The organism is Pseudomonas sp. GW822-FHT02G04 (assembly GCF_058802085.1).
Map to the genome: position 1 here is coordinate 1 of NZ_JBXANU010000049.1, position 14,569 is coordinate 14,569.

The 14,569-nt window shown below is 61.7% G+C and carries 14 protein-coding genes; 12 read left to right on the forward strand and 2 right to left on the reverse strand.

Going from position 1 to position 14,569, the window contains the following annotated elements:
* Positions 1–447 precede the first annotated feature (447 nt).
* The 10 genes from AC1RO5_RS30625 to AC1RO5_RS30670 all read left to right on the forward strand — a co-directional run bounded on the left by AC1RO5_RS30625 (position 448) and on the right by AC1RO5_RS30670 (position 11,337).
* A complete protein-coding gene (locus tag AC1RO5_RS30625) occupies positions 448–807 on the forward strand; it encodes a DUF6124 family protein (protein WP_493179482.1) in 360 nt (119 codons plus the stop codon).
* Positions 808–1,168: 361 nt separating this feature from the next.
* Positions 1,169–1,987, forward strand: a complete 819-nt coding sequence (locus AC1RO5_RS30630; RefSeq protein ID WP_493179484.1) for an ABC transporter substrate-binding protein — start codon at positions 1,169–1,171, stop codon at positions 1,985–1,987.
* Positions 1,988–1,997: 10 nt separating this feature from the next.
* Positions 1,998–3,776 (forward strand): cis-3-hydroxy-L-proline dehydratase, encoded by a 1,779-nt coding sequence (lhpI, locus tag AC1RO5_RS30635; RefSeq protein ID WP_493179486.1) that lies wholly within the window; start codon positions 1,998–2,000, stop codon positions 3,774–3,776.
* On the forward strand, positions 3,769–4,434 hold the full coding sequence (locus AC1RO5_RS30640; RefSeq protein WP_493179488.1) for an amino acid ABC transporter permease: 666 nt from the start codon (positions 3,769–3,771) through the stop codon (positions 4,432–4,434). Before lhpI ends, AC1RO5_RS30640 begins: the two co-directional genes overlap by 8 nt.
* 10 nt (positions 4,435–4,444) lie before the next feature.
* On the forward strand, positions 4,445–5,095 hold the full coding sequence (locus AC1RO5_RS30645; RefSeq protein ID WP_493179490.1) for an amino acid ABC transporter permease: 651 nt from the start codon (positions 4,445–4,447) through the stop codon (positions 5,093–5,095).
* Positions 5,088–5,810: an amino acid ABC transporter ATP-binding protein gene (locus AC1RO5_RS30650; RefSeq protein WP_007935493.1), complete on the forward strand. Its 723-nt coding sequence runs from the start codon at positions 5,088–5,090 to the stop codon at positions 5,808–5,810. Before AC1RO5_RS30645 ends, AC1RO5_RS30650 begins: the two co-directional genes overlap by 8 nt.
* Positions 5,811–5,835: 25 nt before the next feature.
* Entirely contained in the window at positions 5,836–6,864 is a 1,029-nt protein-coding gene (locus AC1RO5_RS30655; RefSeq protein ID WP_493179492.1) for a trans-3-hydroxy-L-proline dehydratase, read from the forward strand.
* A 299-nt stretch (positions 6,865–7,163) separates the two neighbouring features.
* Complete coding sequence (locus AC1RO5_RS30660) at positions 7,164–8,081, forward strand: dihydrodipicolinate synthase family protein (protein ID WP_493179494.1); 918 nt, start codon at positions 7,164–7,166, stop codon at positions 8,079–8,081.
* A gap of 71 nt (positions 8,082–8,152) precedes the next feature.
* Complete coding sequence (gene abaF / locus AC1RO5_RS30665; RefSeq protein ID WP_493179496.1) at positions 8,153–9,550, forward strand: fosfomycin efflux MFS transporter AbaF; 1,398 nt, start codon at positions 8,153–8,155, stop codon at positions 9,548–9,550.
* A gap of 206 nt (positions 9,551–9,756) precedes the next feature.
* Complete coding sequence (locus AC1RO5_RS30670; RefSeq protein ID WP_493179498.1) at positions 9,757–11,337, forward strand: aldehyde dehydrogenase (NADP(+)); 1,581 nt, start codon at positions 9,757–9,759, stop codon at positions 11,335–11,337.
* Between the two features lie 202 nt (positions 11,338–11,539).
* Here AC1RO5_RS30670 and AC1RO5_RS30675 read toward each other — a convergent pair whose 3' ends face one another.
* A complete protein-coding gene (locus AC1RO5_RS30675; RefSeq protein WP_493179499.1) occupies positions 11,540–12,547 on the reverse strand; it encodes an Ldh family oxidoreductase in 1,008 nt (335 codons plus the stop codon).
* Positions 12,548–12,799: 252 nt separating this feature from the next.
* Here AC1RO5_RS30675 and AC1RO5_RS30680 point away from each other — a divergent pair, with 252 nt between their 5' ends.
* Together AC1RO5_RS30680 and AC1RO5_RS30685 are read left to right on the forward strand one after the other, a co-directional pair.
* Positions 12,800–13,252 (forward strand): Ohr family peroxiredoxin, encoded by a 453-nt coding sequence (locus tag AC1RO5_RS30680; RefSeq protein ID WP_493179501.1) that lies wholly within the window; start codon positions 12,800–12,802, stop codon positions 13,250–13,252.
* Between the two features lie 198 nt (positions 13,253–13,450).
* Positions 13,451–13,912, forward strand: a complete 462-nt coding sequence (locus tag AC1RO5_RS30685) for a MarR family winged helix-turn-helix transcriptional regulator (protein WP_007935483.1) — start codon at positions 13,451–13,453, stop codon at positions 13,910–13,912.
* A gap of 108 nt (positions 13,913–14,020) precedes the next feature.
* Here the strand turns inward: AC1RO5_RS30685 and AC1RO5_RS30690 are convergent.
* On the reverse strand, positions 14,021–14,569 hold a 549-nt coding region (locus AC1RO5_RS30690), incomplete at its 5' end, for a transporter substrate-binding domain-containing protein (RefSeq protein ID WP_493179502.1).

Here is a 14,569-nt window from a genome sequence, read left to right on the forward strand (position 1 = left end):
GCAGGCACAGCAAGGGGGAGCAAGCTCCCCCTTTAGTTTTTACCGGACACTAGTGACGCGGAGCGTGGGAACGATCAACCCACAGTAAGGCCAATAAACAGGCGATGTTTAATAGACACCTCCAGATACTCACCCAGGCTACACATCCTTGCGCCTCTGCCTACGACTACGCCAGAATCCGCCGGCTAGTGCGCCTGTGGCCCGGGCTATATCGTTTCCCTGTCGCTGAAAAAAACAGCGATCGGGTTTGGTAGCCCGGTTTTCTGGCGCATAGCGCGACCTAAGCAGAGATTTTTTTCGTCCTCTGTTTTTATGGTGGCTATGCGTAGGGCGCCCTTGGGCGCGCCGGGTTGCCAGATGACCGGTCTACCAACCTGCGTATGGCCACCACCTCTTCGTTTGGTAGCGAAGGTGATGGCTCCACTTTTAATATCTGGAGTTCCATCTATGTTCAAACCAACGCCAAATCCTCCGGAAACCGACGACGTTTCCCCCTACGAATCCCTCGATTCCAAAAAACTCCACGCAGCCGCCGACCGCGCCCTCGATCACTACCTCAAACCACCCACCCCCAAAGACACCAAGCGCAAACCCAGCACCATTTACCATGTCGGTGAAAAGGTCGATAACGAAACCCTGCTGGTCAACGCCTGCGAATCCCTGGCGTCAGCGAGCATGATGCTCACTGAGTTCGCCGGGTTGATGGACATGCCTCATCGCAACATGATGCTGGGGATTCAATCGGTGGTCATGCTCGGGGAGCTGGCGGTGAACCGCGTGCTGGATAACCTCGATCCGCAGGGCTAGCGAAGATGATCGTTCCCACGCTCTGCGTGGGAATGCCTCAAGGGACGCTCCGCGTTCCAGCTCGCGAAAGGGACGCGGAGCGTCCCGGGCTGCATTCCCACGCGGAGCGTGGGAACGATCACCAGGCGCCGATGTTCCCTAAAGGGGCGCCCCGCACAACCATTGCTCCCATCTGTAACACCCGCCATCGCGGACCTCGCCCCTCACAACATCCCCTGACGCACCGCAACACCTCTACTCCAAGGCCTGCCAACAAATTCACGCCTCGACCTGGAAACGGGCACGTTGATTGCTATATTTAATATCGTATACGAAATCCCCAATACGATATCCAACAGCACTTCACATCAACGAGGCCTCTATGAAAAACCCCGCATTTGCCGTAGCCCTCAGCGCTGTTCTCAGTACCTCCTTTATTGCCACCGCCCAGGCCGACAAGCTCGACGACATCATCGGTTCGGGCAAGCTGCGCTGCGCCGTGACCCTGGACTTCCCGCCCATGGGTTTCCGCGATGCCGGTAACAACCCGGCCGGTTTCGACGTGGACTACTGCCGTGACCTGGCGAAAATCCTCGGGGTCGAGGCCGAAGTGGTCGAGACGCCGTTCCCGGACCGCATTCCGGCGCTGGTCTCCGGGCGGGCCGATGTGATCGTCGCTTCCACTTCCGACACCCTCGAACGGGCCAAGACCGTCGGCCTCACGGTGCCCTACTTCGCCTTCCAGATGGTGGTGCTGACCCGCGACGACACCGGCATCAACAGCTTCGATGACCTCAAGGACAAACCCGTGGGCAACACCAGTGGCACCTATGAGGCCATTGCCCTGGAGAAAGACGTGAAGAGCTGGGGCACTGGCACCTTCCGCGCCTATCAGTCGCAGAACGACACCCTGCTGGCGGTCGCCCAGGGCCATATCGACGCCACCGTGGTCACCAACACCGTGGCCGCCGCCACCCTCAAATCGGGCAAATACAAAAACCTGAAAGTCGCCGGTAACGCGCCGTACGTGATCGACTACGTTTCCCTCGGCGCCAAGCGCAACGAGTATGGCCTGCTCAACTACCTCAACCTGTTCGTCAACCAACAGGTGCGCACCGGTCGTTACAAAGAGCTGTTCGTTAAATGGGTCGGCACTGAAATCTCGCCGACCAACCTGACCGTGCCCCAGGTCTACTACTGAGGTGTCCGGCATGCCTAGGCCCACTTCTCTGACCGGCCGCAGCCTGGTCGCGGGCACCGCCGAGGGCGCCCTGCTGTTCGCCGATATCGGGTTGAGTTTCTGGGGCGGGGTCGATCCGTTTAGTGGCGAGATCATTGACCGTCACCACCCGCTCAGCGGCGAATACCTGGCCGGCCGCGTGCTGGCCATTCCCTGCGGTCGCGGCTCGTGCACCGGCAGTAGCGTGTTGATGGAACTGATCAGCAACGGCCACGCACCGGCTGCACTGGTGCTGGCCGAGCCCGATGAGATCCTGACCTTGGGCGTGCTCGTGGCGCAGACCATTTTCAAGCGTTCCCTGCCGGTGCTGTGCATCGGCCGGGAGGCCTTCGCCACGTTGCGCGGCAAGGCTTTCGCTCGGGTCGACGGCGCCTCGGTAACCGTGTTCGAACACTTGCCGGGCGATGCCTGGCAAGCACTCGACAGCACGTTGCAAACACAGGACCCAAGCGCCCCGATCGAACTCACCGAACACGACCGGGCGTTGCTCGACGGCCAGCATGGCAAGGCTGCGCAAGTGGCCATGCAGATCGTCCTGCGCATGGCCGAGCTGCAAGGTGCCCGCCGCCTGGTGGATGTCACCCAGGCGCACATCGACGGCTGCATCTACACCGGACCTGCAAGCCTGCGCTTTGCCGAACAACTGGTGCAATGGGGCGCCAACGTGCGGGTGCCCACCACCCTCAATTCGATTTCCGTGGACCAGCGCCGCTGGCGCGAATTGGGCATCGACCCGGCGCTTGGCGAACCGGCCAGTGCCTTGGGCGATACCTATATGGCGATGGGTGCACAGTTGAGTTTCACCTGCGCGCCCTACCTGCTCGACAGCGCGCCCAAGGCGGGCGAGCAGATTGTCTGGGCCGAATCCAACGCGGTGGTCTACGCCAACAGCGTGCTGGGGGCACGCACCCTGAAGTACCCGGACTACCTGGACATCTGCATCGCCCTGACCGGCCGTGCCCCGTTGATCGGCTGTCACCTGGACGCACAACGCAAGGCCCGATTGCAGGTCGAGGTGCCCGCCCTGAATGAACTGGACGATGCCTTCTACCCGCTGCTCGGTTACCACATCGGCGCGCTGGCGGGCAGCCGGATTCCATTGGTGCGCGGGTTGGAAAAACATCAGCCGAGCCTGGACGACCTCAAAGCGTTCGGCGCGGCGTTCGCCACCACCTCCGCCGCCCCCTTGTTCCATATCGCCGGGATCACCCCGGAGGCCATCGACCCGGAACAAGTGCTGGAGGTGGATGTAGCCATACCGGTGGAAAAAATCCGACTCAAAGATCTATTGGTCAGTTGGCGCGAGCTCAACAGTGCCCGCGACAGCCGAGTGGATGTGGTCTCGCTGGGCAACCCGCACTTCTCCCTCAGCGAGTTCGCCCACCTGGCGCGGCTGTGCCTCGGTCGGCACAAACACCCCGACGTGGTCCTCGCCATCACCTGCGGCCGCGCCGTGCTGGAGCAGGCTCGCGAAGCCGGGCATATCGCCGTGATCGAAGCCTTCGGCGCGACCCTGGTCACCGATACTTGCTGGTGCATGCTCGGCGAACCGGTGATCCCGCCGGACGCAAAAACCTTGATGACCAACTCCGGCAAATACGCCCATTACGCACCCGGCCTGGTGGGCCGCAAGGTGCATTTCGCCAGCCTCGCCGAATGCGTCGACACCGCTTGCAGTGCCACGGCCAGCGGTCGCCTGCCGGCCTGGCTGCAAACTGCCACCCCACTGGAGACTCTCGCGCATGTTTGATTACACCTTCCAATGGCGCGCCACACTGCGCGCCCTGCCGGACATGCTCGCCGGCGCCTGGGTCACCTTCGAGACCGCCGCGCTGTCGATGATCTTCGGCGTGCTGATCGCCCTGGCCCTGACGGTGATGCGCGAAACCAGAAACCCGTTGCTGCGCGGCATTGGCAACGGCTGGGTATCGATCGCGCGCAACACGCCGTCGCTGTTCCAGATCTACGTCCTCTACTTCGGTCTCGGCTCGCTGGGCCTGCATGTCAGCTCATGGTTCGCCCTGCTCGCCGGGATCACCTTCAACAATGCCGGGTACCTGGCGGAAAACTTTCGCGGCGGCCTCAAGGCCGTACCCGACACCCAAGTGCGCGCCGCACGTTCGCTGGGCATGAGTGCCTTCCAGGCCTACCGCATGATCATCGTCCCGCAGCTGTTGCGGATCGTCTTCTACCCGCTGACGAATCAAATGGTCTGGGCGGTGCTGATGACGTCGCTGGGGGTGATCGTCGGGCTGAACAATGACCTGACCGGGGTGACCCAGGACTACAACGTCAAAACGTTCCGCACCTTCGAATACTTCGCCATCGCTGCGGCGCTGTATTACCTGATTGCCAAGGCGATTGTCGCGTCGGCCCGGCTGATGGCCTGGCGGTTGTTCCGTTACTGAGGGCTTGATCATGTTTTCCACCAGTTTTTCCTGGAATGACCTGCTGTTCCTGCTCGATGGCGCCTGGGTCACCCTGCAACTGACGTTCTGGTCGATCATCCTCGGCTCCGTCGCCGGGCTGTTGTTTGGCCTGCTGCGGGCACTGTTGCCACGCGCCAGCCTGCCCCTGGCCTGGGTGCTGGACGTGTTTCGCAGCGTGCCGCTGCTGATTCAGTTCGTGCTGTTCAACTCACTCAAAAGCATCGTCGGTTTGAACATCAGCGCCTTCAGCGTCGGCTGCATTGTGCTGGGGGTCTACACCGCCGCGTACTTCACCGAGATCGTGCGCAGCGGCGTGCTGTCGGTGCCGCTCACCCTGCGACGGGCCAGTCGTTCGCTGGGCCTGAGTTTTTTGCAGGACCTGCGCTGGATCGTCCTGCCGATGGCCACGCGGGTGGCCTTCCCCGGCTGGCTGAACCTGGTGCTCGGGGTGATGAAAGACACCGCGCTGGTGATGTGGATCGGCATCGTCGAACTGCTGCGCGCCTCGCAAACCATCGTCACCCGCATCCAGGAACCGTTGTTGGTGCTGTGCGTCGCGGGCCTTATCTATTACGTCATGAGCCTGGTGGTTGCACGCCTGGGCGCTCGTCTAGAAAGAAGGTGGCAAGAAAATGATTGAGATCGACAACGTACATAAATCCTTCGGCGATCTGGCCGTGGTCAAGGGTGTCAGCCTGACGGTGGACAAGGGCGAAGTGGTGTCGATCATCGGCGGCTCGGGCTCCGGCAAATCGACCCTGCTGATGTGCATCAACGGCCTGGAGCCGATCCAGAAAGGCAACATCCGCGTCGACGGCGTCGAGGTCCATCACAGCGCCACCGACCTCAACCGCCTGCGGCAGAAAATCGGCATCGTGTTCCAGCAATGGAATGCCTTCCCGCACCTGACCGTGCTGGAAAACGTGATGCTGGCGCCGCGCAAAGTGCTGGGCAAAAGCAAGGCCGAAGCCGAGGCACTGGCGGTGCAGCAACTGACCCACGTCGGCCTTGGCGACAAGCTCAAGACCTTCCCCGGCAAGTTGTCCGGAGGCCAGCAGCAACGCATGGCCATCGCCCGCGCCCTGGCCATGTCGCCGGACTACATGCTGTTCGACGAAGCCACCTCGGCCCTCGATCCGCAATTGGTCGGCGAGGTGCTGGACACCATGCGCATGCTCGCCGAAGACGGCATGACCATGGTGCTGGTGACCCACGAAATCCGCTTTGCCCGCGACGTGTCCGACCGCGTGGCGTTCTTTCGCAATGGACTGGTGCATGAGATTGGCTCGCCGGATCAGGTGATTGGCAATCCGATACATGCGGAAACGGCGGCGTTTCTGAAATCAGTGAAATAACGACCGGCGATAAAAGGAGTAAGCCATGCGTTCATCGAAAGTCATTCATGTGGTCAGCTGCCACGCCGAAGGCGAAGTCGGCGATGTGATCGTCGGCGGTGTCGCCCCACCGCCCGGCGCCACCGTGTGGGAACAGTCACGCTGGATCGCCAAGGATCAGACCCTGCGCAATTTCGTCCTCAACGAACCCCGCGGCGGCGTGTTCCGTCACGTTAACCTGCTGGTGCCGGCCAAGGATCCTCGGGCGCAAATGGCCTGGATCATCATGGAACCGGCCGACACGCCACCGATGTCCGGCTCCAATTCGCTGTGCGTCGCCACGGTGCTGCTCGACAGCGGCATCCTGCCGATGACCGAACCGCAAACCCGGTTGGTGCTCGAAGCGCCCGGCGGCTTGATCGAGGCCGTGGCCGATTGCCGCGACGGCAAGGTCGAACGGGTGGAAATCAAGAACGTGCCCTCCTTTGCTGATCGCCTCGACGCCTGGATCGAAGTCGAAGGCCTCGGCTCGTTGCAGGTCGACACCGCGTACGGCGGCGACAGTTTTGTCATCGCCGACGCCAAACGCCTGGGCTTTGCCATCCGCCCTGACGAGGCGGCTGAACTGGTCGAGGTCGGGTTGAAAATCACCCGCGCAGCCAACGAACAGCTGGGCTTCGTCCATCCGCTGAACCCCGAGTGGTCGCATATTTCCTTCTGCCAGATTGCCGCGCCCATCGTTGTTGAAAACGGCATCGCCACCGGGGCCAACGCGGTGGTGATTCAACCCGGCAAGATCGACCGCTCCCCCACCGGCACCGGCTGCTCGGCGCGTATGGCGGTGTTGCAAGCCAAGGGACTGATGCAGGTCGGTGAGCGCTTTATCGGCCGTTCGATTCTCGGTTCCGAATTCCATTGCCGCATCGATTCGATGACCGAAGTGGCCGGCCGCCCGGCGATCTACCCGTGCATTTCCGGCCGGGCCTGGATCACTGGCACCCACCAATTGCTGCTCGACCCGAGCGATCCGTGGCCACAGGGCTATCGCCTGTCAGATACCTGGCCGGGTGCCTGACACTGAACCGGAGCTTGTGTGGAGAGGAGAGTTTTTGTGGCTAGACAGCTTTTGTGGCGAGGGAGCTTGCTCCCGCTGGGTTGCGCAGCAGCCCCAATGCTGTAATCACGGTGTCACGACTGCTGCGCAGCCGAACGGGAGCAAGCTCCCTCGCCACAAAAGCTGCCTCACCACACATGCTCCCTCGCCACAGGGATTTCACCAGTAGCAAAAAACCCTGATTGATTGAAAAAACCACTGGCCGAGTATCGGCATTTAAAATATCGTATACGAAATACAAAAACGAACCGGAGGCAACAATGAGCAAGCGCATTAACTGGAGTGGCGTCTTCCCCGCAGTGACCACTCAATTCAACGATGACTTCTCCATCAACCTGGAAAAAACCCACCAGGTGATTTCCAACGTAATCCGTGATGGCGTATCGGGCCTGGTGGTGTGTGGTTCGGTGGGGGAAAACACCTCATTGACCGCCGAAGAAAAAATCGCCGTGACCGAAGTCGCGGTCGACGCCTCTCGCGGTCGCGTGCCGGTGATTTGCGGTGTGGCCGAATTCACCAGCGTGCAAGCGGCCAAGGTGGCCAACGCGGTGCGCAGGGTCGGTGTCGACGGCGTGATGCTGATGCCGGCGCTGGTCTACGGCTCCAAGCCGTTCGAGACCGCCGAGCACTACCGTTACGTGGCGAAGAACGCCGACGTGCCGCTGATGGTTTACAACAACCCGCCGATCTACAAAAACGACGTCACCCCGGACATCCTGATTTCCCTGGCCGACTGCGACAACGTGGTGTGCTTCAAGGACTCTTCCGGCGATACCCGCCGTTTCATCGACGTGCGCAATGAAGTCGGCGACCGTTTCGTGCTGTTCGCAGGTCTCGATGACGTAGTGCTGGAAAGCATCGCGGTGGGTGCCGAAGGCTGGGTCTCGGGCATGTCCAACGTATTCCCGCAAGAAGGCGAGACCATTTTCCGCCTGGCCAAGGCCGGTCGCTTTGCCGAAGCCATGCCGATCTACGAATGGCTGATGCCGATCCTGCACCTCGATGCCCGGGCCGACCTGGTGCAGTGCATCAAACTCTGCGAAGCCATCGCCGGTCGCGGTAGCGCCCTGACCCGTCCACCACGCCTGGCACTGCCGGAAGCCGATCGGGAGTTCGTCGAGCAGATCATGGCCAAGGCCATGGCCAATCGTCCGGAGTTGCCGGACGTCGGTCTCTGAGTGATTGCCGGGCGGATCCTTGCGGGTCCGGCCCGGCTACCTGTTTTCGCGCCTCTACAGGAAACGTCAGCATGTCCAATCCTCACAGCACCTCCAGCGCAACCACACCCTCGGGACTCAAACGCGTGGTGGCCGCCGCCATGGCCGGCACTGTCGCCGAGTGGTATGAATTCTTTCTGTATGGCACCGCTTCGGCATTGGTCTTCGGCCAGCTGTTCTTCCGCCAGACCGACAGCCCGATTGACGGCATCATCGCCGCCTTCGCCCTGTACGCCGTCGGCTTCCTCGCCCGTCCGTTGGGCGGTCTGGTGTTCGGTCATTACGGTGACAAGTTCGGCCGCAAGCGCCTGCTGCAACTGAGCCTGGTGGTAGTCGGCATCACCACGTTCCTGATGGGCTGCCTGCCCGGTTTCGACAGCATCGGCTATGCCGCGCCGGTGTTATTGGTGCTGCTGCGGCTGATCCAGGGCTTTGCCTTCGGTGGCGAATGGGGTGGCGCGATTCTGCTGGTGTCCGAACACTGCCCGGACAATCGCCGAGGCTTCTGGGCCAGTTGGCCGCAAGCCGGGGTGCCGGCCGGCAACCTGGTGGCCACCGTCGCCCTGCTGCTGTTGTCGTCGAACCTGTCGGAGCAACAATTCCTCGCCTGGGGCTGGCGCGTGGCGTTCTGGTTCTCGGCGGTGGTGGTGCTGATCGGCTACTGGATTCGCACCAGCGTCGATGACGCCCCGATTTTCAAGGAGGCCCAGGCACGGCAAGCGCAGACCAAGCAGCAACAACTGGGCGTGGTGGAAGTGTTGCGTCATCACTGGCGCGCGGTGCTGGTGGGGATCGGCGCGCGGTTTGCCGAGAACATCCTCTATTACACCGTGGTCACCTTTTCGATCACCTACCTGAAACTGGTGGTGCACAAGGACACCTCAGAGATTCTGTTGCTGATGTTTGGCGCGCACTTGCTGCACTTTTTCCTGATCCCGTTGATGGGCTATCTATCGGATATCGTGGGGCGCAAACCGGTGTACCTGATCGGCGCGGTGCTCACTGCGTTCTGGGGCTTTATCGGCTTCCCGATGATGGACACCGGCAACAACTGGCTGATCATCGGCGCCATCACCCTGGGTCTGGCCATCGAGTCGATGACCTATGCGCCCTACTCGGCGCTGATGGCCGAAATGTTCCCGACCCACGTGCGCTACACCGCCCTTTCACTGTGCTACCAGGTAGCGCCGATCTTCGCCGGTTCATTGGCACCACTGATCTCCATCACCCTGCTCAACAAGTACCACAGCTCGACACCGATCGCCTGGTACCTGGTGGGCGCCGCACTGATCTCCATCGTGGCCGTCGGCCTGACCCGGGAAACCCGTGGCAAGTCGTTGCACCAGGTGGATGCCGAATCCGCTGCGCGCATTGCTGCGCTGGATAACGCCGTGCCGGCCGCTGCGCGCCGGGGTGATTCGCTGGCCTGAACCTGACACACCCCACACCCTGTGGCGAGGGAGCTTGCTCCCGCTCGAGTGCGCAGCACTCGCAAAATAGGCAATGGTTGCCACTATTTTGGGGCCGCTACGCAGCCCAACGCGAGCAAGCTCGCTCGCCACAAAACAGCGCACGACTCCATACCCTTGATTGACCTACAAGGGTCCTGCCCCACCTTTTTCGACAGGAGTTTTCCATGCCCGAGATCATCGGCCACAACTACATCGGCGGTGCCCGCAGCGCCGCTGGCGACATCGCGATGCAGAGCCATGACGCCAGCACCGGCGCAGCGCTGCCCTATTCGTTCATGCAAGCCACCGCCGAGGAAGTGCATGCCGCCGCCCAGGCCGCCGCTGCCGCTTACCCGACCTTTCGCAATCTGCCAGCGACGCGCCGTGCAGAATTTCTCGAAGCCATCGCCGCGCAACTGGATGCCCTGGATGACGAATTCGTCGCCCTGGTCACCCGCGAAACCGCCCTGCCGACCGGACGCATCCAGGGCGAACGCAGCCGTACCAGCGGCCAGATGCGCCTGTTCGCTCAGGTGCTGCGCCGGGGCGATTTCTATGGTGCGCGGATCGACCGCGCGTTGCCCGAACGTCAGCCTCTGCCACGGGTCGACCTGCGCCAATACCGGATCGGCGTCGGCCCGGTGGCCGTGTTCGGCGCCAGCAACTTCCCGCTGGCCTTTTCCACCGCAGGCGGTGATACCGCCGCCGCCCTGGCCGCCGGTTGCCCGGTGGTGTTCAAGGCCCACAGCGGACACATGGCGACCGCCGAACACGTAGCTGATGCAATCATCCGCGCCGCCGAGCAAACCGACATGCCCAAAGGCGTGTTCAACATGATCTACGGTGCGGGCGTCGGTGAAACGCTGGTCAAGCATCCGGCAATCCAGGCCGTCGGTTTCACCGGCTCGCTGAAAGGCGGTCGCGCCCTCTGTGACATGGCAGCCTCACGGCCACAACCGATTCCGGTATTCGCCGAAATGAGCAGCATCAACCCGGTGCTCGTCTTGCCTGAAGCTCTGCGCACGCGTGGCGAGAAAATCGCCGGTGAACTGGTGGCATCGGTGGTCCAGGGGTGCGGTCAGTTCTGTACCAATCCGGGGTTGGTGATCGGTATTCGCTCGCCGCAGTTCAGTGTGTTCATCGCGCGGCTCAGTGCCTTGATGGCCGAACAACCGGCGCAAACCATGCTCAACGCCGGCACCCTCGCCAGCTACGAAAAAGGCGTGCAAGCCTTGCTCGACCACCCAGGCATAACCCGTCTGGCGGGCCAGGATCAACACGGCAATCAAGCCCGGCCGCAACTGTTCAAGGCCGACGTCAGCCTGCTGCTCAAGGGTGATCCGCTGTTGCAGGAAGAAGTGTTCGGCCCGACCTCCATCATCGTCGAAGTGGCCGACAAGGCGCAGCTGCAACAGGCACTGCACGGCCTACACGGGCAACTCACCGCCACCCTGATCGGCGAAGCGCAGGACCTGCACGAACACGCCGACCTGCTGGTGCTGCTGGAACAAAAGGCCGGCCGGGTGCTGTTCAATGGCTACCCCACCGGCGTTGAAGTGTGCGATGCGATGGTGCATGGCGGGCCTTACCCTGCGACCTCCGATGCCCGTGGCACGTCGGTCGGCAGCCTGGCCATCGAGCGTTTCCTGCGCCCGGTGTGCTACCAGAACTGCCCGGATGCCTTGCTGCCCGACGCCCTGAAAAACGCCAACCCGCTGGGCATCGCCCGCCTGGTCGATGGCACCAGCCACCGCGAACCGGTTTAACAACACGACGCTCCTGTGTGGTGAGGGGGCTTGCCCCCGTTCGGCTGCGTAGCAGTCGTAAAACCATTACATGCGGTGTACCTGATACACCGCGATTGCAGGTTTTGGGGCCGCTTCGCAACCCAACGGGGGCAAGCCCCCTCGCCACACAAGCCCCCTCACCACACAGGCTCGCTCCCATAGGAGTGGGTACCCGCTTCATTCAGGCCAGCAACGCTTTCAGGTCGTTGTACAGCGCCTCGGGAATCTGCACGCCTTCCACCAGACTGCGTGCCCGCGCCGCATAACGGCGTTGCGACGGCAAGCGTGCCCCCTGCCCTTCAATCCCCTGAAACAACACTTCGGCTCGAGCCAAATGTTCCTCAGTGGCCTCCCCCAGAAAACGTCGCGGATCCAGCGCAATGATCAACTCACCATGGTACGGCGACGACTTGCTGCCCGCGTCGTAAGCCAGTGACTCGGCACTGGTCAGGTCACCGATCAAAGGCCCGGCAATCAACTCCACCATCGCCGCCAGCGCCGAACCCTTGTGCCCACCGAACGTCAGCATCGCACCGCCGTCGAGCACGACATTGGCATCGGTGCTCGGCCGCCCCTCGGCGTCCACGCCCCAGCCCTCGGGAATCGCCTTGCCGGCACGCCGATGCAACTCGATATCGCCACGGGCAATCGCACTGGTGGCGAAGTCGAACACAAACGGATCCTGCCCCGCACGCGGCCAGCCAAAGGCTATGGGATTGGTGCCGAACACCGGCACACGTCCCCCGGCCGGCGCCACCCAGGCATGGCTCGGATTACACGCCAACGCCACCAGCCCGGTGGCGGTCAACTGCTCGATCTCCACCCACAGCGCCGAGAAATGCACACAGTGATTGATCGCCAGCGCCGCAATCCCGTTGGCCCGGGTTTTCTCCTCCAGTAACGGCAGACCCGCCTGAAACGCCAACTGCGAGAAACCACCACCGGCATCTACCCGCACAATCGACGGCGCCTGATCGATCACCCGTGGCTCGGCGTCGGCCGACACCTTGCCGGCCCGCAGGGAATTCACGCAGCCCAGAATCCGGTACAAACCGTGGGAGGCACAGCCATCGCGCTCGCTGGCGATCACCGTCGCCGCCACTGCTTGCGCATGGGTCAGATTAAAACCGTTGTGCAACAGGATCGATTCGGCCAGCTCGCGAGCTTCGGCCAGGGACAGTCGGATCATGGTCATCTCCTTGGACAGACCGCCCAGACTGGCCCAGTCCAAGGCTCACGGCTTGATCGCTTTAGTTCGGGTTGATGACGAATTCGGCATATCGCTGAGACGGCCGACGGTGTGTTGCCAGGCCACTCGTCGGGCGGCGCAACGCGATCGATTGACATCGATGGGTGCCTGGGCAATTATTATTGCATCGCATACGATACAAACGTATACGACACATAAATCACACCTTTCAAAACGTTGAGGATCCACCCCATGAGCAAAATCGAAAAAGTCCTGATGACCGGCAAAACTCACACCACCGCTAGCGCCGCTGGCAACACTTCCCGTGGTCATAACGGCAGCCTCGACATTACGCTGTCGTCGCCTGGAAGCGCGAAACCGGCGCACGTGTTCACCGCCATTCAGCCACACCCGACCGCCGAGCAACTGTTCGCCGGTGCATGGTCGGCCTGTTACACCGCCGCCGTCGGGCTGGTGGCCAATGACATGAACGTGGTGCTGCCGTCTGATCTGTCCGTCGACATTGAAGTCGATCTGGGCCAGACCGGTGCGGCCTACTTCCTTCAGGCTCGATTGACGCTCCGCGTGCCGGGTCTGGCGCACGACATCGCGACGACGCTGGCGCACACCGCCGATCAGATTTGCCCGTACTCGAAAGCGACACGCGGCAACATCGACGTGGCCCTGAACGTCCTCACGGTTTGACGCACCGCGATTGTCATTTTTTTTCCTCATATATATCGTATGCGCTTAAAGCGTATGCGAATTATGAATCCATTCGCACGGCCGGTTCGACGCGCTGTCGAACCGGCCACCGTCGACAATCAGAGCTGTTCCGACACAATCGTATACGAGGTATATTTTGCCTTTGCGAGCCTTCAACTCTGGCCAACGAGGAAGCACATGAAACGCACCGACAAGGCGGTCCCCGCTGATCTGAAGCTCTCCGACTTCCTGTGTTTTGCGGTCTATTCCACGAACCTGGCCTTCGGCAAGGCCTACAAGCCGATACTCGAGCAACTGGGGCTCACCTATACGCAATACATCACCATCGTTGCGCTATGGGAGGAAGACCACCAAACCGTAGGCAGCCTGGGCGAGAAACTGTTTCTCGAATCAAACACGCTCACACCGATCCTGAAAAAACTGGAAGCGATGGGCTATCTGCAAAGGCAGCGTGATCCCGAGGACGAGCGGCAGGTGCGGATCAGCCTGACGAAGAGCGGTCGACAGCTGCGCGAAGACCGCCCCGAAATGGGCCTTTCCCACGCAACTGGCCTGACACCGGACGAGTTCACACAACTGCAGAACGCGATCGTGAAACTGCGCAGCAACCTCATCAAATCGACGAAAGCCGAGGAATGAGCGTCTGCTGATCGTTTCTTTCGCACCGTCCGCACACATAAAAAAGCCCGACGCAGGAATACTCGCCGGGCTTTTTCCATCATTGCCTGGCAATGACGGTGTATCGGTTCAAGGCAAAGGATCGAACTTCAAGCTGCTGAGGCTCTGCACTTTGTCCTCGCGAACCATTTTGTACTCGGTGTTCGGGCCGATCCAGCGATCCCAGATCGCGTCGATCTCCCCGGCTTTTTCCATGGTCGCCAATGACTCGTTGACCTTGGCGAGGAACGCCGGCTCATCCCTGCGCATGCCCGCGCCAATTGGCTCGAGCGCCATCGGCTCCTTGGCGAGCGCCAATTCGACGCCGCTGGCCTTGGCCTGATTGACCAATTTCAGGGCGGTCATGGTGTTAGTCACCAGGCCCACGACCTTGTTCTGCTGCAAGGCCATGTAGGCCGAACCGGTGTCCTGGAACGTCACCGGTGTGGCCCCGGCAATGCGGATCGATTGCTCGGAGGTCGAGCCCTTGGTGGAGCTGATGCGCTTGTCCTTGAAGTAGCTTTTCGGCTGATCGGCGTGGGCCGCGCGCACCACCAGTGTCTCCTTGGCGATGTAGTACGGATCACTGAACTGGATCTGGTCCGCCCGGGTCTTGGTGTAGGCCAGGTTGGCGAAAAT